Origin of the sequence: Pseudomonas sp. 008, from assembly GCF_016861935.1 — a bacterium.
Taxonomy (GTDB): Bacteria; Pseudomonadota; Gammaproteobacteria; order Pseudomonadales; family Pseudomonadaceae; genus Aquipseudomonas.
Genome location: NZ_BOMA01000022.1, coordinates 25874 through 46293, shown reverse-complemented (window position 1 = coordinate 46293; position 20420 = coordinate 25874). Strand labels below are relative to the sequence as shown.

Sequence of the window (20420 nt, the reverse complement as noted above, 5' to 3'; positions counted from 1 at the left end):
CCACAAGCACCCACACGAATTGCTTGATTCAGTTGTTAAAGAGCGGTTGGTTAAGATCTTTCGTCTCAACCGAGGCGCGCATTCTACAGCAGCCTCTATTGCTGTCAAGCGGTTATTTTCAGAAGTTTTCAAAGTTTCCCGTAAGAAACATCAGCAACTTCAACCACTTGCGCTTCCGATCTCTCGTTAGCGGGAGGCGAATTCTACAGCGTTAGTCGCTGCTGTCAACACCTCTTTTTCTCCGCTTTCGACCGAGAAGATCGAACCGTCAATAAGGCGACAATACCCTGCCCTACCAACTCCTTCTGGCTTCGATGATCTGAAGTGCAACCGCTGCCGAAAACTGCGTAACTCGTTGTTTAACAAGGAGTTTTCCGTTTCGACTGCGCCGGAAGTGGGGCGAATTATAGACATCCAGGATCTGCCGTCAACCTTTAATTACGCCTTTCTTGCAGAAGGTGCCTTTTTAACGATTAAACGTGGAATTCGGCGCGTTACAGGCGGCAATCTCAATACTAACAACAACGCACCTATAGAAGCGTAGATCGCCCACTCCCTCAGATCGGCGCGAACGATCCACAACATATGCAGCAACCCAAGCCCGAGAATCACATAGACCAACCGATGCAATCTTTTCCAGCGAACGCCCAAACGCCGCTGACTGTAACGATTGGAGGTAACCGCCAGCGCCAACAAACCGAGAAACCCCAGCACCCCGACGATAATGTACGGCCGCTTGCGCAACTCGATACCCAGTTGTGACCAATCAAAGCCGAGGATGAACGCCGTATAGCCGCTCAAATGCAAAACCACATAGGCGAAACACCACAACCCCAACTGCCGTCGGACAGCTATCCACCCCGACCAACCGGTGAGTTTCTGCAAAGGCGTCATGCTTAACGTAATGAGCAGCAGGACAAGCGTCCCCAACCCCAGACGATCAACCAGCACCTTTCCTGGATCAGGCCCCAGCACATCCACCCAGGCCTGATACAACCAAAGCAGCGGCCAAACCGCCGCGGCGATAAAGACACCAATACGCCAGAACAGATATCGCATCAGTAATTCTTCCGCAGATCGAGCCCTACATATAAAGAAGCGACTTCATCCGAGTAGCCGTTGAACATTTGCGTGTCCCGCACATTGGGCTTGAACAGACCGCTCGGTAAACGTCTTTCCCGTGCCTGCGTCCAGCGCGGGTGATCGACTGTCGGGTTCACGTTCGCATAAAAGCCATACTCATTCGAGGCAATGCTCTGCCAGGTGGTTTTCGGCTGCTCACTGACCAGGCTGATTCGCACGATGGACTTGATGCTCTTGAAGCCGTATTTCCACGGCACCACCAGACGTAGCGGCGCACCGTTCTGATTGGGCAACTCACGTCCATACATGCCTACAGCGAGAATCGCCAACGGATTCATCGCCTCATCCAGGCGCAGCCCTTCTACATATGGCCAGTCGATCAAGGCGAAGCCAGAACGCTGTCCAGGCATACTCTTGGGATCTTGCAGGGTTTCAAAGCGAATGAACTTGGCCTTGGACGTCGGTTCTACTTCCTTCAGCAAAGCCGAAATTGGAAAACCTATCCATGGAATGACCATCGACCAGGCCTCTACACAGCGAAGACGATAAATACGCTCTTCCAGCTGATAAGGCTTCATGAAGTCTTCCAGCGCATATCGCCCCGGCTTACCTACCTCCCCGTCTACCACCACGCTCCACGGTTCGGTTTTTAGCGCACCGGCGTTGGCCGCAGGATCGCCTTTGTCGGTACCGAACTCATAGAAGTTGTTGTAGTGGGTCGCATCCTTGAAAGGCGTGATTGCTTCATCCTTGACGTTGACCGCCCCCCATTTAGTGGAAGGCAGTTTTTCGGCAAACCAGGACGGCGCCTTGCCAGGCTCGACATCGGCATAACGCGCAGCATCGTCGGCACTCGCCCAGCGCGGCAGCGTACTCACAGCCAAACCGGCAACGGCCGCGCCCAATACATTGCGACGAGAAAGGTAGAGAGATTCAGGCGTGACGTCTGACTCATGACAGTCAGACGCTTTGGGGACTTTGATCAGCATGGCAACTCCGCAGCATTGGAGGACAGATGCACCCATAGACTGCGGAGTATGAGGGAAATTACATCACTCGGCTTTTTTGTGCCGACGAAGACGCAGCAGGTACTGCACCGGCCCGGAAGCCGCATAGGCGAGGAAAACCAGCAACAGGATGCGCGGCGGATCACTGAATACAACGGCAAATACCAGCACCACTGCCAGGATCGCGACGAAGGGAACGCGCCCCTTCAAGTCCAGCTCCTTGAAGCTGTTGTACTTGATGTTACTGACCATCAGCATGCCCGCGGCGGCAACCATCAGCGCAACCAGGAATGACATTTTGGAACCCTGAATGCCGTAATCGCTGAACGCCCAGACAATTCCCGCGACCACACCGGCCGCGGCCGGGCTGGCCAGACCGATGAAGTAGCGCTTGTCGGCGGTGCCGACCTGCGTGTTGAAGCGTGCCAGGCGCAACGCCGCACCCGCCACATAGATAAAGGCGACCATCCAGCCGACTTTGCCCATATCGCCCAAGGCCCAGCCGAATGCCAGCAAAGCCGGCGCGACGCCAAAGGCAACCATGTCCGACAGCGAGTCGTACTCCGCACCGAAGGCGCTTTGGGTGTTGGTCATGCGAGCGACGCGACCGTCGAGGCCGTCGAGCACCATGGCGACAAAAATCGCGATCGCGGCAAACGCAAAATACTTGCTCGCGCCGATTGCATCACCGGCACTCAAGGCGCTCTGGGCGCTCATCGAGTTGATGATGGAATAGAACCCTGCGAACAGGTTCGCAGTGGTGAACAGATTCGGCAGAAGATAGATACCACGATGCCGGACTTTACGGCCTTCAGCGTCATGCCCTTCTTCGATGTGCTCATCGATGGGCAGAAGGCTTTCGGCGTCAGAAGCCTGCTTTGGCTCTTCGGGACGTTCGCTCATGGACATTACCTTGCAACGGGGTGGAAAGTTTCGACAGGTGTCTGGGACGACGGTTCGACCGCAAACGATGCAGCTTTATACCAGAACCGGCGGATCCAAACGAAAAAACGCGGCCTAGGCCGCGTTTTCCGTACAAGCTCGTGACTTAGTTCTTGGCTTTGTCGACGATCTTGTTGGCACCGATCCACGGCATCATGGAGCGCAGTTGCTCACCGATGATTTCGATACCGTGAGCGGCGTTGTTACGACGCTTGGCGGTCATCGAAGGATAGCCGGTGGCGCCTTCGCTGATGAACATCTTGGCGTATTCGCCGTCCTGAATACGTTTCAGGGCATTGCGCATGGCCTGACGGGACTCGGCGTTGATTACTTCCGGACCTGTCACATACTCGCCGTACTCAGCGTTGTTGGAGATCGAGTAGTTCATGTTGGCGATACCGCCTTCGTACATGAGGTCAACGATCAGCTTCAGTTCGTGCAGGCATTCGAAGTAGGCCATTTCCGGCGCGTAGCCAGCTTCAACCAGGGTTTCGAAACCGGCTTTTACCAGCTCAACGGTACCGCCGCACAGAACGGCTTGCTCGCCGAACAGGTCGGTTTCGGTCTCGTCCTTGAAGGTGGTTTCGATGATGCCGGTACGACCGCCACCAACGCCGGCAGCGTAGGACAGTGCAACGTTTTTGGCGTTGCCCGAAGCATCCTGGTAGATAGCGATCAGGTCAGGGATACCGCCGCCTTTGACGAACTCGGAACGCACGGTGTGGCCCGGAGCTTTCGGCGCGATCATGATCACGTCGAGGTCAGCGCGCGGAACAACCTGGTTGTAGTGGATCGCGAAGCCGTGGGAGAAGGCCAGAGTGGCGCCTTTCTTGATGTTCGGCTCGATTTCGTTCTTGTACAGGGAGGACTGGAACTCGTCCGGGGTCAGGATCATGACCAGGTCGGCAGCCGCTACGGCGGAAGCAACGTCAGTCACTTTCAGGCCGTGGGCTTCAGCCTTGGCAACGGTGGCCGAACCTTTACGCAGGCCAACGGTAACGTCAACGCCGGAGTCTTTCAGGTTGCACGCTTGAGCGTGGCCTTGGGAGCCGTAACCAATGATGGCAACTTTCTTGCCCTGGATGATCGACAGGTCGCAGTCTTTATCGTAGAAAACTTTCATGAATTTCCCCTTTATATCTGGCCCTCAGGCCATTCGCTAATTTGGTTTAGATGCTCAGTACTTTGTCGCCGCGGGCAATCCCGGTGACGCCACTGCGTACGGTTTCCAGAATCGAGGCAGTGCCGATCGATTGAATGAAGCTGTCGAGCTTGTCGCTGGTACCGGTCAATTGAACGGTATACACGCTGGCGCTGACATCAACGATCTGCCCACGATAAATATCGGTGGTGCGCTTGATCTCGGCGCGCTGGGCGCCGGTAGCCTTGACCTTGACCAGCATCAGTTCGCGCTCGATATGAGCACTCTCCGACAAGTCGACCAGTTTGACCACTTCGATCAGTTTGTTCAGGTTCTTGGTGATCTGCTCGATGATTTCATCATGGCCGACAGTGGTCAGCGTCAGACGCGACAAAGTCGGGTCTTCGGTCGGCGCCACGGTCAGGCTTTCGATGTTGTAGTTGCGCTGCGAAAACAGGCCGACTACACGAGACAGAGCGCCCGGTTCGTTTTCCAGAAGCAGGGAAATAATGTGCCGCATGATTAAGTACGCTCCGTCTTGCTCAACCACATATCACGCATGGAGCCGTCTTTGATCTGCATCGGGTAGACGTGCTCGCTGGTGTCAACCGAGATATCGATAACCACCAGGCGATCTTTCATGGCGAACGCCTCCTCCATCTTCGACTTCAAATCTTTCGAGTCGGTGATGCGCACGCCAACGTGACCATAGGCCTCTGCCAGTTTGACGAAGTCAGGCAGCGATTCCATGTAGGAGTGCGAGTGACGGCTGCCATAACTCATGTCCTGCCACTGGCGAACCATACCCAGCACACCATTGTTCAGGATGACGATTTTTACCGGCAAACCGTATTGCAGGCAGGTCGACAGTTCCTGAATGTTCATCTGGATGCTGCCCTCGCCTGTTACGCAGGCGACATCGTCATCCGGGAAGCTCAGCTTGATGCCCATGGCCGCCGGGAAACCGAAGCCCATGGTGCCCAGGCCACCGGAGTTGATCCAACGGTTCGGCTTGTTGAACTTGTAGTACTGCGCCGCGAACATCTGATGCTGACCCACGTCGGAGGTCACAAAGGCGTCGCCCTTGGTCACTTCGCACAGGGTTTCGATCACGGTCTGCGGCTTGATCACGCTGCCGTCGCCCTTGTCGTAAGGGAACAGACCGCGGTCACCGCGCCACTCATCAACTTGCTTCCACCAGCTGGCAACGGACTCCTTGTTCGGGGTCTCGCCGATTTCCTTGAGGATCGCGACCATTTCGGTCAGGACGCTCTCGACCGGGCCAACAATAGGCACGTCTGCCTTGATGGTCTTGGAGATCGAAGCCGGGTCGATGTCGATGTGAATGATCTTGGCATTCGGACAGAACTTGGCCGGGCCGTTGATCACGCGGTCATCGAAACGCGCGCCGACTGCAAGGATCACATCGGCATGGTGCATCGCCAGGTTGGCGGTGTAGCTGCCGTGCATGCCGAGCATGCCGATGAACTGACGGTCGGTGCCAGGGTAGGCACCCAGGCCCATCAGGGTATTGGTCACTGGCAGGTTGAGCATCTTCGCCAGCTCGGTCAGCGGCGCAGAGCCACCACCGAGGATCACGCCGCCGCCCGAATACAACACAGGGCGCTTGGCCGCCAGAAGCATTTCGGCTGCCTTGCGGATTTGCCCGGAGTGACCGCGAACGGCCGGGCTGTAGGAACGCAGCTTGGCTTTTTTCGGGAAGATGTATTCGAACTTTTCGGCCGGGTTGGTCATGTCTTTCGGGATATCGACAACGACCGGACCAGGACGACCGGATTGCGCCAGGTAGAACGCCTTCTTCATGACTTCCGGGATTTCCGAAGCGTGCTTGATCATGAAGCTGTGCTTCACGATCGGCCGGGAGATACCGATCATGTCGGTTTCCTGGAACGCATCGGTGCCTACCATGGTGCTAGGCACCTGGCCGGAAATGATCACCATCGGAATGGAGTCCATGTAGGCCGTGGCAATACCGGTGATGGCGTTGGTTGCGCCCGGGCCGGAGGTCACCAGTACCACGCCGGCTTTACCGGTGGCACGGGCATAGCCGTCAGCCATATGGGTCGCAGCCTGCTCGTGACGAACCAGGATGTGGGTCACTTCCGGTTCCTTGAACAGGGCATCATAGACATGAAGAAGAGCACCACCCGGGTACCCGTAGATATATTTGACGCCTTCGTCACGCAAAAAGCGGACGAGCATCTCACCGCCAGATAAAAGCTCCACGTTGTTCACCTCTAAAACGCCAGAATACCGCCCACATACAAGAGGACGGGTCTTAATAGGTTTACTTCTCGGCAGAGCATGAGCGACGGTGGTCGCCGACTACGTCAGCACTGACTGAGCAAGTATTGGGATCGTCCCAAGTGTTGCGGGCCTTTCCCACCCAGCGCGAGGTAACGCGTTGCGGGTGTAACAGGTCGGCGCGGATGTGCGCCTCATGATCTACCGAGTGGGTCTGCTTCTGGCAGTCCCTCTACAGCGGACTTTGGATTCTTCTGTTTCGCCCATCGCAAGTCAAGCCGTCAATGTGCTTTATTGAACTAAGCGCATGAGAACGCAAGAAAAAACCTTTAAACCGCAACTGTGTTAGCTTCAATTGCGCACCCCCGATAAGGAAATGGCATGCGAACGCTCATCTTCACCGCCAGCTTACTGATCAGCCTGAGCCCTTTGTGCATGGCGGGTCAGATCTATAAATGGGTCGATGCCCAGGGCGTCACCCATTTCGATGCGCAGCCGCCCCAGGGCCGGGAGGCCACCGTCATGGTCACGCCCTCCCCGCCCATCGGCAAACCGGGCGTGCTACCGCACGGCAACGTCATCGGCGATCAAAAGGCCATCGATCACAAAGTGAAAAAGCAGGTCGCCGAGCAGCAGGCCCAGCTAAAAGTGTTCTGCGAACAGGCTCGGACGAACCTGGCTCAACTGCAGAACAATCCGCGATTGCGGGAGGAAGTCGACGGCGAGACGCGCCGCCTGACCGACCAACAACGTCAGGAGCGCATCACCGAAGCACAGAAACAGATTGCGAAAAACTGCCAGTAAGCACTGGCAGTATCCGATTCAGCGGGAAACGATGATCAACGCGTCGAACTCTTTGAGCAAGGCCTGAAGCTGCCGATCCTTGCCTTGGACATTGCGGGAGGCGAAGACCATTTCGGCCATCTCCTGAATGCCCGATGCGTTGGGCAACGGCAGATCCTGCTCCAGGATCGACTTCATCCTTGGCAAGAAGATCCATTGCAGCCATTGCTCGAAATCCAGCGTATCCACCGAAAATGGTTCAACGCTGGAAAGCGCCTCAGCGGACGGCGGTACTTCATCCCACCAGCCCTGAACGCGCAGCTCGCGCTCGATCAACAGCAACTGTTCGGCAATCTTCGGAAAGCGAGTATCCATCACAGCGAAACCTTGGCCTTCTGACGAGCCAATGCTGCACCGGCCGGATCACCCTGTTTCTCACGGGCCTGGGCGATCAATTCCCACAGGCTGGCCTGAAGGTCCGGACGCCCATTGGCGAACGTCAGACCACGACGGGCAAACTGCTCGGCCTGTGCCGCATCACCTTGAGCCATACGTACCTGGGCCAGGCGATAAAGCACTTGCGGCTCGCGTGGTGCAACACGCTGGGCACGTTCGAGACTGGAAGATGCACCATTAAGGTCGCCACTGGCCTGTTGCTGCTGGGCAGTGGTCAACAATGCCAGGACCGGACCGTCCAGTTGTTCATCGGCGGACAGACCGCCGGAGTTCGCCGAAGGAATCCCGCTGGGCGTCGACGGCATGCTGTAACTGCCCTGATTGATCGGTGCCGACTGAACCGGCGAGGTATCAATCGGCCCCGGAGTAATCGGGCCCGGGGTAATCGGCGAAGTGCTGATCGGTGCCGAGGAGACGGCGCCACCACCCGGGACCATCACCACGACCCCGGTGTCACCTTGCGGGATCGCCTGAGTCTGAGCTTGTACAGGACGTTTCACCGTCGACTGACGGAAACCGCCATTCGCCGAAATCCGCTCACTGTTGGAGACGGCAGTGCCGGCGTCCACAACCGGGATCGAACCACGCTGTACAGTGGAGCAGCCGCTGAGCAAAGCCACGGCAGTCACCGCTGGAATCAACCACTTGTTCACTTCAAATCCTCTTTGCTTAATTCATCCAGCCCTTGACCCAATCCATCACCGATTCTGCAGGGCTTTCGCCACCGCAAGCAGCACCGGGAGGCGGTTCGCTGCCGCGAATATACGGCATCTGCACCGCGCCTGGGCAGTTGGCTTCGGAACCTTGACCGGTGCGTGAATCGACCCAGGCCTGAACAATGTTGTCCGGTTGCGGCATGTCCAGCGGCAGCGGATCGGCCTTGCGCATGAAACTGGTCCAGACCTGCAACGCGCCGGTGGCACCGGTGAACGGTGTCTTGCCATTATCATCGCGCCCCAGCCAGACCACGGCCAGCAGATCCTGACTGAAACCGGCGAACCAGCTGTCCCGCGAATCGTTACTGGTACCAGTCTTACCGGCCAGGGTCAGGGTTTTCGGCAACACGTTATAAACCGAACTGCCGGTACCTTCGCGCATGACGCGCTGCATGGCGTTCTGGATCAGGTAAATGGACGCCGGATCAAATTGCTGCTGAATCTGGAACGGATAACGCTTGAGCGGCTCGCCCTCGGCAGTCAGTACGCTGCGAATCCCGCGCATCGGCGTATTGAACCCGCCATTGGCCAGCGTCTGGTACATGGTCGCCACTTCGATCGGGGTCATACCGCCGGCACCGAGCAACATCGACGGGAACGCCGGGAATTCGCGGCTTACGCCCAGGCGTGCCAGGGTCTTCAAGACATTCGGCACGCCCACCGCCAACCCGAGACGCGCGGTCGACAGGTTGTAGGAATGCGCCAACCCTTGGTACAGGAACACCGTGCCGTGGGAACGGCGATCATAGTTCTGCGGCTTCCAGATCTGACCGTCCGCGCCTTTGACCGAGAAGTAGTCGTCCGATAGCCAACTGGTCAGCGTGTACTGGCTCGGTTTTTCAAGAGCGGTCAGATAAACCGCCGGCTTGATCAAAGAGCCGATCGGTCGCACCGCGTCCAACGCACGGTTAAAACCGGCAAAACTCGCCTGACGGCTGCCGATCATGGCCTGGACCTCTCCGGTTTCCGGGTTGGTCACGACCATCGCCGCTTCCACGTCATCGGAACCCTTGCGACCCGAAAGACGTTTGAACGTGTCGTTGACCGAGGCTTCGGCTTTCATCTGCAGGATCGGGTCGAAACTGGTGAAGATTCGCAGCCCTTCTTCGGTCAAGTCTTCGTCGCGGTAGTCTTCGCGCAACTGACGTTTAACCAGATCAAGGAAGCCCGGGAACGAGCTGTCGGCCAACTTGCCGCGAGTGGTCACACCCAGTGGCATTTTCTTCGCCGCCTCAACCTGTTCGGCGCTGGCAACGCCTTGTTCCTTCAGAACATCGAGCACCAGATTGCGCCGCTCCAGCGCCCGCTCAGGGTTGCGACGCGGGTTGTAATAGGACGGCCCCTTGACCATGCCCACCAACAAAGCGACCTGGTGCAGTTTCAGCTCGGACAATGGCTGCCCGAAGAAGAACTGGCTGGCCAGGCCGAAGCCGTGCACCGCGCGCTGACCATCCTGGCCGACGAACACTTCATTGAGGTAAGCCTCAAGAATTTCGCTCTTGTCGTAATGCAGCTCAAGCAACATCGCCATCATGGCTTCAGTGAGCTTACGGGTCAGGCTGCGTTCACTGGTGAGGTAGAAGTTCTTGACCAACTGTTGCGTCAGCGTACTACCGCCCTGGGTCATCTTGCCGCCCGAGGTGTTGACGTAGATAGCTCGGGCAATCGACTTCGGTGACACGCCCCAGTGGCTGTAGAAATCCCGGTCCTCTACGGCAACCAGGGTTTCGAGCAGATACGGCGGAACCTGATCGATCTTGATCAGGATGCGGTCTTCAAGGTTTTTCGGGTAAATCCCGCCGATCAGCAGCGGCTCCAGTCGCACCACGGACAGCTTCGCATCGTTGGTCGACGAGAGTTCGGCCACATAGTCGCCGGAGAAGCGCACGCGCACGGGCTGAGGCTTCTCAAGCCCTTCATAGAACTGGAAGCCTCGGGTGTTCAAGTCGACGGTATTGCCATTGACAGCCGCCGCGCCGGGGCCGTTGCTGACAGCTTCGCGTCGGTAGCCCAAGGCATCGAGTTCGGTGAGGAAGTCGTCCTTGCTGAGCTTTTGTCCGACGAACAGCTCGAGCGGGCGCGCGTACACCTTGGCCGGGATGGTCCAGCGCTTGCCGGAGAACTTCTCCTGGACCACGGCGTCGAGGTAAACCGCGAACCCGGCGAGCACCACAAGGCCGACCAGGCTGAGTTTAAGGGCCCAACCCAGCCAGGGGCGCATGCCCTTGGAAGGTGGTTTTTTAGGGGTGCGGGGGGATCGAGTTCGAGTCATGGCGGCGGATTATACGCACTTTATTCATACTCAACAGGAGCCCACCGAGGTTTGCGTCGGACGGACTTGCAGCCATAATGACGGCCTTGAATTTTCCCCCAGACTCTGAAGGATCGCCTGTGAGCCAGTCCCTGATCGCTGCCCTGCAAAACCCGGCCCTCTACCCGCATCCCGTAGAAGGGTTCCAGGTCATCGAGACCCATATTTCCTGGGTGATACTCACCGGTCCCTATGCTTATAAAGTGAAGAAGCCGGTGAATTTCGGCTTCCTCGATTTCACCAGTCTCGAAGCTCGCAAGCATTTCTGCGGCGAAGAGCTGCGCCTGAACCAGCGCCTGACCCATGACTTGTATCTTGAAGTGCTGCCAATCACCGGCAGCGCCGAGGCGCCACAATTGGGCGGCGATGGTCCGGCCGTCGAATACGCCCTGAAAATGCGTCAGTTCCCACAAAGCCAACTGCTCAGCACCCTGCAAGCCAACGGCGAATTGACCACCACGCACATCGACGAGATGGCGGCGCAGATCGCTCAATTCCACCTCAGCGCACCGAAAGTGCCTGCCGAACACGAAGCCGGCACGCCGGACAGCGTCATGGCACCTGTACGCCAGAACTTCGAACAAATCCTTCCGTTCCTCAGCGACAAGGCCGATCTGCTGCAACTCGAGGCACTGCAAGCCTGGGCCGAAAGCAGCTTCGAGCGCCTCAAGCCGCTGTTCGCCCAGCGCAAGGCCGACGGCTTCATTCGTGAATGCCATGGTGACATTCACCTGGGCAACGCTACCGTGATCGACGGCAAAGTGGTGATCTTCGACTGCATCGAGTTCAACGAACCGTTCCGCTTCACCGACGTTTACGCCGACACCGGTTTCCTGGCAATGGACCTGGAAGACCGCGGCCTGAAGAGCCTGGCGCGCCGTTTTATCAGCCAATACCTGGAACTGACCGGCGACTACCAGGGCCTTGAGCTGCTGAACTTCTATAAAGCCTACCGCGCACTGGTTCGCGCCAAGGTCAGCCTGTTCAGCATGCCGGCCGAGGCCGATCCGGTGCAGCGCGCTACCACTCTGCGTCAGTACCGCAACTACGCCAACCTGGCGGAAAGCTACAGCACCATTCCTTCGCGTTTCCTGGCGATCACCCACGGTGTTTCCGCCGTCGGCAAAAGCCATGTGGCCATGCGCCTGGTGGAAGCATTGGGTGCCATTCGCCTGCGTTCGGATGTCGAGCGCAAGCGCATGTTCGGCGAACAGACCGTACCGAACGACCCGCAGGCCGGCATCTATAGCGCCGACGCCAGCGTCGCCACCTATGCCCGCCTGCATGAGGTTGCCAATGTAATTCTGCGTGCCGGCTTCCCGGTGGTGATCGATGCCACTTATCTCAAGCGCGACCAACGCGACAGCGCGGCAAAAATTGCCGAGGCCACCGGCGCGCCGTTCCTGATCCTCGATTGCGACGCGCCGCAAGCGGTGATCGAGAGCTGGTTGAAGCAACGCCAGGCGGACAACAACGATCCGTCCGACGCCAACCTGGCTGTTATCGCCGCCCAGCAAGCCAGCCGCGAGGCACTGACGCCAGCAGAAATCCTCTGCAGCAAGCGCGTCCAGACCAATGAAAGTGGCACCCTCGATACGGTCGTTGCGCAGATTCGCCAGCGCCTGCCTGGTCTGTAAGAAACTATTTCAACCGTGAAGCCCTCACCGGCTTCACGGCTGTCAAATAGTGGCACTATACTGGCGTCATAAAACCATCAGGTGATGTGACATGAGCCAGCCGAAACTTCTCGACACCCCGCTTTATGCCTTGCTGCACAAAGACGACATCACAAGCTTCAACAATGAACGCCCGAAAGATGGACCTATCGACATGGTCGGTGGTGACTTCCGCGGGCTCGATCTGCGTGAACTGAACGCCGACGGCATCGACTTCACCGATGCCTATTTTCGCTCTGCCGACTTGCGCGGCATCGACTTTCGCAATTCATCCCTGGAAGGCGCGAGCCTGGCCCACGCGCAGATCTCCGGCGCCTACTTCCCGCCAGAGCTGAGTGCCGATGAGATTCTGATGTCGATGAATTTCGGTACACGCCTGCGTTATCGCACCCGCTAAAAGCGACGTCTCACCCAGTCCAGCGCCCCCGCCTTGCGCTGGACTTTGTACTTTTTTTGCTCGAAAACTCAATTTTCCACACGCCCCTCGGACTACATGCTCCGCCTTTTCACGCCGCTTCTTGAGCTTTCCTCTTAGAAGCTTTTGCGTCGAAACCGACCAAACAATCACGCTTTTCCTACTGATGGCTACACTGCTGAGAGGCTCGCCCACGCACCATTCGGCTGTCGCAAGGAGGCTTGATGAATGATGAACTGCAACACCTGAAGAATCTTGGCAAGACGTCGGCGCAATGGCTGCATGCCGTGGGCATCCACAGTGCCTCGGACTTGCGTCGGCTGGGAGCTGTGGACGCTTATCGGGCCGTGCGCACTCGCGGTTTTCGGGCGTCCAAGGTGTTGTTGTATGCGATTGAAGGCGCGTTGATGGATGTTCACTGGAACGACATTCCCGCCGAGCGCAAGGAAGCCTTGAACAAACAGCTGGATGCTATTTCGTCTCGCCACAAGAATTGAACGGGTAATTTCACTCGAACGCACAGCCTGAAACCCAATGATTACGAGGATTTCCAGCGAAGGAATGACGTCATTCACTAATACGAGAAATCAGCGGTTGACTTGGTAATGAGAATCGCTATGATTATCACAACTGGTCGCGAGACTGGTCGATATTCTGAAAAGCCCTTGGTTCGGACTCTCAGATTATCTCCTCATCAGGCTAATCACGGTTATTTGACCCGGCTCTTGCCGGGTCTTTTTTTGCCTGTGGAAAACTCGCCTGATTCTATTGGCCTGATGGCTTGCCGAACTGTTTACGCATTTGCGCGCAGTAATCCTGCGGCGGCGTGCTGGGCGTATACCAGACGTAATCGGCCATAGCCGACGTGACCTCAGCGCCCTGCTCCGCCAGCATCAATACCGTTGGTGCCTTGGGCTCCCCCAGGTCCAGCACATGGATCGGCACCCCGACATCCTTGCGTGCGTGGAACGCGCCGGTAAACAACAGTGAAGGCATCGGTGCCGCCCGTAATCGCTCGGCTATCCGCCGGTCACGCTGTTGCTGCACGGCCAGCATCGCGGGCATCTGTGATTCAGGCAGCAAGCCGCAGTGGGAATCGCTGATCTGTGCCAGCAACTCATTCTTGACCGTCGGAGCGTTGGAGCGCGTACCGCTCAATGTTGGCGGTTTGGCATAGACAGTACGGACTTCAGGCGCGTCCAGATTGGCCGCCAGTAACGGGTACGGCTGAGTCAGGGCAAAACGAACGATCGGCCCGTAAAGATTCCAGTCCCATCCCGGCTGCCAGGCCAATGCCCCGGACAAATCGCTCGGCAGCGGTGAGGTATGCCGAACGTCATCGACGCGCTGTTGCTGAACCGGCGTCAGCATTTCCAGCAGCAGGCTGCCTTGAGGCCGTCGCTCACCCAGTGCCTGCAATAACCACAATTGCAGTTGATGGTGATCACGATTGTCATGCTGCTCGCCGACGATCAACCGCGAAGGTTCCGCCAACCGTGCAAGCAGTTCTTGCGCCGTCAGGGTCTGACCGCTGCGCAGATCCCGGATTTCGCCGCTGACCGGCGGCACCGCTACATGCTGGCAAGCACTCAGTAACAGCGCGGCCAGAAAAACCATCATGCGTGTTTTCATCCCTAAAACACCTCAGCGGGCGATGATCAGCGGATGCCCACGCTCCGGGTGCGGTTGCACCAATACTTCCAGCCCGAACACAGCCTTGAGCGGTTCCGGGCGCAATACCTGCTCCGGCGTGTCCAGCACCACAGGACGCCCACCTTCGAGCACTAACAAGCGATCACAATAACGCGCCGCCAGGTTCAGATCATGCAGGATCACCAGCACCGCCGCACCGCGATCGGCGAATTCACGCACCGCTTGCAGAGTAGTGTGCTGATGCAGCGGGTCGAGCATTGACGTCGGCTCATCGAGCAACAACGTCTGCCCCGCCTCGCCCGGCCAAAGCTGCGCCAACACCCGCGCCAAATGCACCCGCTGACGTTCGCCACCGGACAACGCCAGGTAACTGCGACCGCTCAAGTGCCCCGCATCGGCCGCCTGCAACACGGCGGCGACAATCTCCTCATCCCGGACCCGACCGCTTTGATAAGGCAGACGGCCCATGCCGACCACTTCTTCGACGCGAAAGGCAAAGTCCAGGGTCGACACTTGCGGCAACACCGCCAAACGCTGGGCTCGCTGCGCTCCGCTCCAATGGCTCAGCTCACGCTCATCGAGCCAGACGCTGCCATGGTCCGCAGGCAATTCTCCGCACAGGGCGCCGAGCAACGTGCTTTTGCCGGCGCCATTCGGCCCCAACACGCCGAGCACTTCGCTCGGTTTAAGCTCAAGGGTGATATCCGTCAGGACAACTTTTCGACCGCGGCGGATTTGCAGGTTCTGCGCTCGCAACATCAGGCACGCCCTCTGAGCAATAAATACAGAAAGAACGGCGCGCCGATGAGGGCCGTGACAATCCCGATCGGCAACTCAGCCGGCGCCAGCGCCAGCCGCGCCACCAGATCAGCAAACAACAGGAGACTGGCCCCCGCCAACACCGACGCCGGCAACAACACCCGATGATCGGGGCCGACCAGCAGCCGCACCAGATGCGGCACCACCAGGCCGACAAACCCGATCATCCCCGCCGCAGCTACCGCCGCGCCGACACCCAACGCCGTGCAGAACACCAATTCGCGCTTGAGTCCTTCGACGTCGATACCCAGGTGGCCGGCCTCCGACTCCCCCAGCAACAATGCGTTCAAGGCCTTGGCCCGACGCGGCAACCACAGTGCCACGCCGGTGCTCACCAGCAATAACGGCCAGAGTCGCGCATAACTGGCGCCGTTAAGGCTGCCCAGGTTCCAGAACGTCAGGGTGCGCAGGGTCGCGTCATCCGCCAGATAAGTGAAGAGCCCGACCGCCGAACCAGCCAGGGCAGTCAATGCAATACCGGCCAGCAGCATGGTCGCGACGTTGGTCTGGCCATTGCGTCGCCCCAGTCGATAGACCAACGCCGTCACCCCCAACCCGCCGAGAAACGCGCACACCGACAACAGATATGGCCCGAAGGATTCAGGCAATCCACCGAATACCGAGCCGCCGACAATCGCGATAGCCGCGCCCAATGCCGCGCCGCTCGACACCCCTACCAGGCCTGGATCGGCCAAAGGATTGCGAAACAAGCCCTGCATCGCCACGCCGGACAGCGCCAGAACCCCGCCCACCGCCAAACCGAGCAAGGTTCGCGGCAGGCGGATTTGCCCGAGGATCAGTTCGGCCTGCTCCAACCCGTCGGGTGCAATGGGCAAACCGATCAACCGCAGCGCCGCCCGTAGCGTATCGAACAACGGCAAGCTCACCGGCCCCAACGCCAGCGACAGCCAGATCGCCAGCAAACACAACAGGCTCAAGCCAATGAACAACGCACGAGGTTTAATCAGAAGGGTCATTGGCCAGTCGTACCGGGATCGAACAGGTGCATAAACAGCCTCCTTTAAAGGTTTCCCAGGCATAGTTATGACAGGCCAAGTATTCTCGGCATCCGGTAATCGCCCTGCGGGCGAGCCGTCATTTGATAATTGCGTGCATTTGAACGTCAAGCTCGGACATACCGGGTCACGAGCCGCAGGACTTGAGGATAGACATGAAGCTTCTTTGCACAGGCGCCGAATTGGCTGACGCCAGCAGTCGCGGTTTCGACGTCGACGGTCAGAAGCTCTTGGCCGTACGCCGGGGCGGTCGGGTGTATGTCTATGAAAATCGCTGCCCGCACCGGGGCGTCGGGCTGGAATGGCAGCCCGACCAGTTTCTCGACCCCAGCAACAGCTTGATCCAGTGTGCGACCCACGGCGCACTGTTTCTGGTCGAGGACGGTGAATGCGTCGCCGGCCCCTGCGCCGGACAATCCCTGACCAGCATCCCCTGCCACGAAGATGAACAAGGAATCTGGGTCACGCTCTAACCGTTCAACAGCACATCCAGTCGCCGATCGACCACCATCTCTTCATGAGTCAAGCGCACGCCATACGCCAGCACTTCGACTCCACACGCCACTGCCTCACGCAACGCAGCTGCGTAGGCCGAATCGATTTCTTCGGCAGGACGCACCGCGTCGATCCCTGTCAGGTTCACGCAATACAACTGCACTGCCCGAATCCCGTCCCTGGCCAAATGCGCCAGTTCGCGCAAATGCTTGGCCCCACGCTGGGTCACCGCGTCAGGAAATGCCGCCACCGCCGAGCCATCAAAGCCCAGGGTGACGCTTTTGACTTCCACATAAGCCGGCCCGCCCGGGTAATCGAGACGAAAATCGATGCGGCTGTTTTCCTGACCATAGGCCACTTCGCGCTTCAGTTCGGTAAAGCCGTTCAACTCGGTGATGACGCCAGCCTGCAACGCTTCCTCGATCAAGCCGTTGGCGCGCCCGGTGTTCACACAAAACAGCCGTCCCTGTGGGGTTTCGCCAACTTCCCAAGTGCCGGGCAACTTGCGCTTGGGGTCGGTGGAGCGGCTGAACCAGACTTGCCCGCCCTCGACCTGGCAATTAAGCATCGAGCCAGTGTTCGGGCAGTGAATGGTCAGCAACTCGCTGCCAACGGTTTCGATATCGGCAAGAAAACGCTTGTAACGACGAATCAAGCGCCCCTCTTCAAGGGGAGGATGAAAACGCATCAGCCTTGCCAGCTCTTCAAACCGCGGGCGATCCGCTCGACTGCTTCTTGCAAGCGCGGAAGGCTTTGGGTGTAGGCAAACCGCACATGATGCCCGGCCTGATGACGCCCGAAGTCCAGGCCCGGAGTAATTGCAACATGCTCGGTTTCGAGAAAGTGCCGACAGAACGCGAAGGCATCGCCGCCGAACTTGCTGATATCGGCGTACAAATAGAACGCGCCTTCCGGTTCTACGGCGATACCGAAACCCAATTCCCGCAGGGCTGGCAGGAGGAAGTCACGACGTCGACCGAACTCGGCGCGGCGCTCCTCGAAAATGCTGATGGTGGCGGGTTCGAAGCAGGCCAATGCCGCGTGCTGGGCCATGCTCGGTGCGCTGATGTAGAGGTTCTGGGCGAGCTTCTCCAATTCACCGACCGCCGCTTCAGGTGCGACCAGCCAACCAAGGCGCCAGCCGGTCATGCCGAAATACTTGGAAAAACTATTGAGAACGAACGCGCTGTCATCGACTTCCAGCACGCTGGCGGCGTCCGTGCCGTAAGTCAGGCCGTGGTAAATCTCGTCGACCACCAAATGACCGTGGCGGGCCTTGATCGCCGCGGACAGCCCGGCCAGCTCATCACGGGTCAGGATGGTCCCGGTGGGGTTGGCCGGCGATGCCACCAGGGCGCCGACGCTGTCGTGATCCCAGTGACGCGCGACCAGGTCCGGAGTCAGTTGATAACGCACGTCCGGGCCGACCGGCACCAGCTGCGCCGCACCTTCCACCAGGCGCAGGAAGTGCCGGTTGCACGGGTAACCCGGGTCGGCCAGCAGCCAGTGTTTGCCTGGGTCCACCAGCAAGGCACTGGCCAACAGCAACGCACCTGAGCCGCCAGGCGTGATCAGAATGCGCTGCGGATCGATGTTCAGCCCGTAGCGCTGCTGATAAAAGCCCGAAATGGCCTCACGCAGCTCGGGAATGCCGCGAGCGGCGGTGTAACGGGTCTTCCCCGCCGTCAGCGCGGCCTGGCCAGCCTGGATGATCGGCTCGGCGGTGGTGAAGTCCGGCTCGCCGATTTCCAGGTGAATCACGTCGTGGCCAGCCGCTTGCAGCTCGTTGGCCCGCGCCAGCAGGGCCATAACGTGGAACGGTTCGATAGCGCGACTGCGCGCACTGTAGGACAGAGCCATTAGCCTTCCTTACAACGGGGAAAAGAATTGATTCTACCCAAGCGCAGGAACGAGCGAGAGTCTAAAGCGGTCAGAGCCCATATAATGCTGGTCTCAATCGATTCAAGCGTATGTCTCAGGTTTGGCTAAAATCAATAATTGATCAGGTCTCCTTAGCCACCAGACGAAGCTTTGCAATCTTTTGCAAGCACCACGGGCCGCGGGCTCGACATCCGGGAGTAGCGCGGTCCGATTTGATCTGGTAAGTTCGCCCGCTTGCAGCCGCAGGGCCGGCAGGTGTCGGTGATGGAGCAATCCTGCGCAATGGATTACAAGAGTAGAGGCGGTCCATTTCATGCCCACCCAAGCAAAGCAGCAAAATCAGTCGATCAGCGGCTTCGAACCCTACAAAGAAGTGAAGGGCGAAGAGTACATGGGCAAACCCATGCGTGCTCACTTCACCAAGATCCTGAACAAGTGGAAACAGGACTTGATGCAGGAAGTCGACCGTACCGTTGATCACATGAAAGACGAAGCGGCCAACTTCCCTGACCCGGCAGACCGTGCCAGTCAGGAAGAGGAATTCAGCCTCGAATTGCGCGCCCGCGACCGTGAGCGCAAGCTGATCAAGAAAATCGACAAGACCCTGCAACTGATCGAAGACGAAGAATACGGTTGGTGCGAGTCCTGCGGCGTCGAAATCGGCGTCAAGCGACTGGAAGCCCGTCCTACCGCCGACATGTGCGTTGACTGCAAGACCCTGGCGGAAATCAAGGAAAAGCAAGTCGGCAAGTAATCTCGACTTGAACGAAAGACGGAGCGTGCGAACGCTCCGTTTTTGTTTCTGACGCTTTTAGACGTTAAATAATCGCCATGACTGCCATCTCCTCCCCCACCTACATCGGGCGCTTCGCCCCCACGCCCAGCGGGCACCTGCACTTCGGTTCGCTGGTTGCAGCGCTGGCCTCCTACCTCGACGCCCGTTCGGTCGGCGGGCGCTGGCTGGTGCGCATGGAGGATCTAGATCCGCCACGCGAGGAGCCCGGCGCTCAGGCGGCGATTCTCAAGGCGCTGGAAAGCTACGGTTTCGAGTGGGATGGCGAGATGGTCCGACAGAGTGACCGCCACGCGGCCTACGCCGAAGTCCTCAATCGCCTGTTCAGCCAGGGCCTGGCCTACGCATGCACCTGCTCGCGCAAGCAATTGGAGCCGTATCACGGCATCTATCCCGGGTTCTGCCGCAACGCGGGGCACGGCACTGAGAATGCGGCGATCCGCGTGCGTGTACCGGAGCTGGAATACCACTTCATCGACCGGGTGCAGGGCGAATTCCGTCAACACCTGGGCCGCGAGGTGGGTGACTTCGTGATTCGTCGCCGTGACGGGCTCTACGCCTATCAATTGGCGGTGGTGCTAGACGATGCCTGGCAAGGCATCACTGATATCGTGCGCGGCGCCGACCTGCTGGACTCCACGCCACGCCAGCTCTATCTGCAAGAACTGCTCGGCCTGCCGCAACCGCGCTACCTGCACATCCCGTTGATTACCCAGCCGGACGGCCACAAACTCGGAAAATCCTATCGCTCGCCGCCGCTGACCGAAGATCAGGCTACGCCGCTGTTGCTGCGCGCATTGCGGGCGCTGGGGCACACTCCCGTTATCGAACTCAATGACGCCACGCCACGGGAAGTGCTGAATTGGGGCATTGTCCACTGGGATGCGTCGCTGATCCCGCGCACACTGACGTTGCCTGAAGCGCAACTGCAGTGATGCCACTTGCAGTGGCGCACCCATCCGTTACCA

General features: G+C 58.6%; 22 protein-coding genes. 8 read left to right on the top strand and 14 right to left on the bottom strand.

What is annotated here, in order from left to right:
* On the top strand, window positions 1-190 hold a 190-nt coding region (locus JUI81_RS30260), incomplete at its 5' end, for a hypothetical protein (protein WP_204125582.1).
* A 248-nt stretch (window positions 191-438) separates the two neighbouring features.
* Here JUI81_RS30260 and msrQ read toward each other — a convergent pair.
* The 6 genes from msrQ to JUI81_RS30230 form a co-directional block, all read right to left on the bottom strand.
* The gene (gene msrQ / locus JUI81_RS30255) at window positions 439-1059 is read right to left on the bottom strand and encodes a protein-methionine-sulfoxide reductase heme-binding subunit MsrQ (protein ID WP_019582846.1); all 621 of its coding nucleotides are present in this window, start codon (window positions 1057-1059) and stop codon (window positions 439-441) included.
* A complete protein-coding gene (msrP, locus tag JUI81_RS30250; RefSeq protein ID WP_204125581.1) occupies window positions 1059-2072 on the bottom strand; it encodes a protein-methionine-sulfoxide reductase catalytic subunit MsrP in 1014 nt (337 codons plus the stop codon). The genes msrQ and msrP overlap by 1 nt, the downstream gene beginning before the upstream one ends.
* A gap of 63 nt (window positions 2073-2135) precedes the next feature.
* Complete coding sequence (pssA, locus tag JUI81_RS30245) at window positions 2136-2993, bottom strand: CDP-diacylglycerol--serine O-phosphatidyltransferase (RefSeq protein ID WP_008006914.1); 858 nt, start codon at window positions 2991-2993, stop codon at window positions 2136-2138.
* Between the two features lie 145 nt (window positions 2994-3138).
* Complete coding sequence (ilvC, locus tag JUI81_RS30240; protein WP_003228216.1) at window positions 3139-4155, bottom strand: ketol-acid reductoisomerase; 1017 nt, start codon at window positions 4153-4155, stop codon at window positions 3139-3141.
* Window positions 4156-4201: 46 nt separating this feature from the next.
* A complete protein-coding gene (gene ilvN / locus JUI81_RS30235) occupies window positions 4202-4693 on the bottom strand; it encodes an acetolactate synthase small subunit (protein ID WP_003205610.1) in 492 nt (163 codons plus the stop codon).
* Between the two features lie 2 nt (window positions 4694-4695).
* The gene (locus JUI81_RS30230; protein ID WP_026331976.1) at window positions 4696-6420 is read right to left on the bottom strand and encodes an acetolactate synthase 3 large subunit; all 1725 of its coding nucleotides are present in this window, start codon (window positions 6418-6420) and stop codon (window positions 4696-4698) included.
* A gap of 399 nt (window positions 6421-6819) precedes the next feature.
* Here JUI81_RS30230 and JUI81_RS30225 point away from each other — a divergent pair, with 399 nt between their 5' ends.
* The gene (locus tag JUI81_RS30225; protein WP_019582848.1) at window positions 6820-7242 is read left to right on the top strand and encodes a DUF4124 domain-containing protein; all 423 of its coding nucleotides are present in this window, start codon (window positions 6820-6822) and stop codon (window positions 7240-7242) included.
* An 18-nt stretch (window positions 7243-7260) separates the two neighbouring features.
* On the opposite strand, the gene JUI81_RS30220 is transcribed toward JUI81_RS30225, so the two are convergent.
* Genes JUI81_RS30220 through mrcB form a run of 3 tightly spaced genes read right to left on the bottom strand, consistent with a single transcriptional unit; the run spans window position 7261 to window position 10665 of the window.
* A complete protein-coding gene (locus JUI81_RS30220; protein WP_204125580.1) occupies window positions 7261-7596 on the bottom strand; it encodes a YqcC family protein in 336 nt (111 codons plus the stop codon).
* Complete coding sequence (locus tag JUI81_RS30215; RefSeq protein ID WP_019582850.1) at window positions 7596-8330, bottom strand: M48 family metallopeptidase; 735 nt, start codon at window positions 8328-8330, stop codon at window positions 7596-7598. Before JUI81_RS30215 ends, JUI81_RS30220 begins: the two co-directional genes overlap by 1 nt.
* 16 nt (window positions 8331-8346) lie before the next feature.
* A complete protein-coding gene (gene mrcB, locus JUI81_RS30210; RefSeq protein WP_019582851.1) occupies window positions 8347-10665 on the bottom strand; it encodes a penicillin-binding protein 1B in 2319 nt (772 codons plus the stop codon).
* A gap of 119 nt (window positions 10666-10784) precedes the next feature.
* Between mrcB and JUI81_RS30205 the strand changes: the two genes are divergently transcribed.
* From JUI81_RS30205 to JUI81_RS30195, 3 genes are all read left to right on the top strand, one after another.
* A complete protein-coding gene (locus JUI81_RS30205) occupies window positions 10785-12341 on the top strand; it encodes a bifunctional aminoglycoside phosphotransferase/ATP-binding protein (RefSeq protein WP_204125579.1) in 1557 nt (518 codons plus the stop codon).
* 91 nt (window positions 12342-12432) lie between these two features.
* Entirely contained in the window at window positions 12433-12777 is a 345-nt protein-coding gene (locus JUI81_RS30200) for a pentapeptide repeat-containing protein (protein ID WP_019582853.1), read from the top strand.
* 242 nt (window positions 12778-13019) lie between these two features.
* Window positions 13020-13292, top strand: coding sequence for a TfoX/Sxy family protein (locus tag JUI81_RS30195; RefSeq protein ID WP_009050884.1), 273 nt, complete (start codon window positions 13020-13022; stop codon window positions 13290-13292).
* Window positions 13293-13560: 268 nt separating this feature from the next.
* Here JUI81_RS30195 and JUI81_RS30190 read toward each other — a convergent pair whose 3' ends face one another.
* From JUI81_RS30190 to JUI81_RS30180, 3 genes are read right to left on the bottom strand one after another with little or no spacing between them, the layout of a single operon-like run.
* On the bottom strand, window positions 13561-14427 hold the full coding sequence (locus tag JUI81_RS30190; protein WP_204125578.1) for a ChaN family lipoprotein: 867 nt from the start codon (window positions 14425-14427) through the stop codon (window positions 13561-13563).
* Window positions 14428-14439: 12 nt separating this feature from the next.
* Complete coding sequence (locus tag JUI81_RS30185; RefSeq protein WP_204125577.1) at window positions 14440-15207, bottom strand: heme ABC transporter ATP-binding protein; 768 nt, start codon at window positions 15205-15207, stop codon at window positions 14440-14442.
* Entirely contained in the window at window positions 15207-16190 is a 984-nt protein-coding gene (locus tag JUI81_RS30180; RefSeq protein WP_172901224.1) for an iron ABC transporter permease, read from the bottom strand. The genes JUI81_RS30185 and JUI81_RS30180 overlap by 1 nt, the downstream gene beginning before the upstream one ends.
* Before the next feature lie 248 nt (window positions 16191-16438).
* Between JUI81_RS30180 and JUI81_RS30175 the strand changes: the two genes are divergently transcribed.
* Window positions 16439-16756 (top strand): Rieske (2Fe-2S) protein, encoded by a 318-nt coding sequence (locus JUI81_RS30175; protein WP_026331977.1) that lies wholly within the window; start codon window positions 16439-16441, stop codon window positions 16754-16756.
* Here JUI81_RS30175 and sfsA read toward each other — a convergent pair.
* Both sfsA and JUI81_RS30165 read right to left on the bottom strand, forming a co-directional pair.
* Window positions 16753-17466 carry a DNA/RNA nuclease SfsA gene (gene sfsA, locus JUI81_RS30170; protein ID WP_204125576.1) on the bottom strand — a complete coding sequence of 238 codons (714 nt, stop codon included), beginning with the start codon at window positions 17464-17466 and terminating at the stop codon, window positions 16753-16755. The two genes, JUI81_RS30175 and sfsA, sit on opposite strands and share 4 nt — an antisense overlap.
* On the bottom strand, window positions 17466-18638 hold the full coding sequence (locus JUI81_RS30165) for a pyridoxal phosphate-dependent aminotransferase (protein ID WP_018930205.1): 1173 nt from the start codon (window positions 18636-18638) through the stop codon (window positions 17466-17468). The genes sfsA and JUI81_RS30165 overlap by 1 nt, the downstream gene beginning before the upstream one ends.
* Window positions 18639-18972: 334 nt before the next feature.
* Here JUI81_RS30165 and dksA point away from each other — a divergent pair, with 334 nt between their 5' ends.
* Together dksA and gluQRS are read left to right on the top strand one after the other, a co-directional pair.
* Window positions 18973-19413, top strand: coding sequence for an RNA polymerase-binding protein DksA (gene dksA / locus JUI81_RS30160; protein WP_007902025.1), 441 nt, complete (start codon window positions 18973-18975; stop codon window positions 19411-19413).
* Between the two features lie 77 nt (window positions 19414-19490).
* Window positions 19491-20387, top strand: coding sequence for a tRNA glutamyl-Q(34) synthetase GluQRS (gene gluQRS, locus JUI81_RS30155; RefSeq protein ID WP_019582858.1), 897 nt, complete (start codon window positions 19491-19493; stop codon window positions 20385-20387).
* The last annotated feature ends 33 nt before the right edge of the window (window positions 20388-20420 follow it).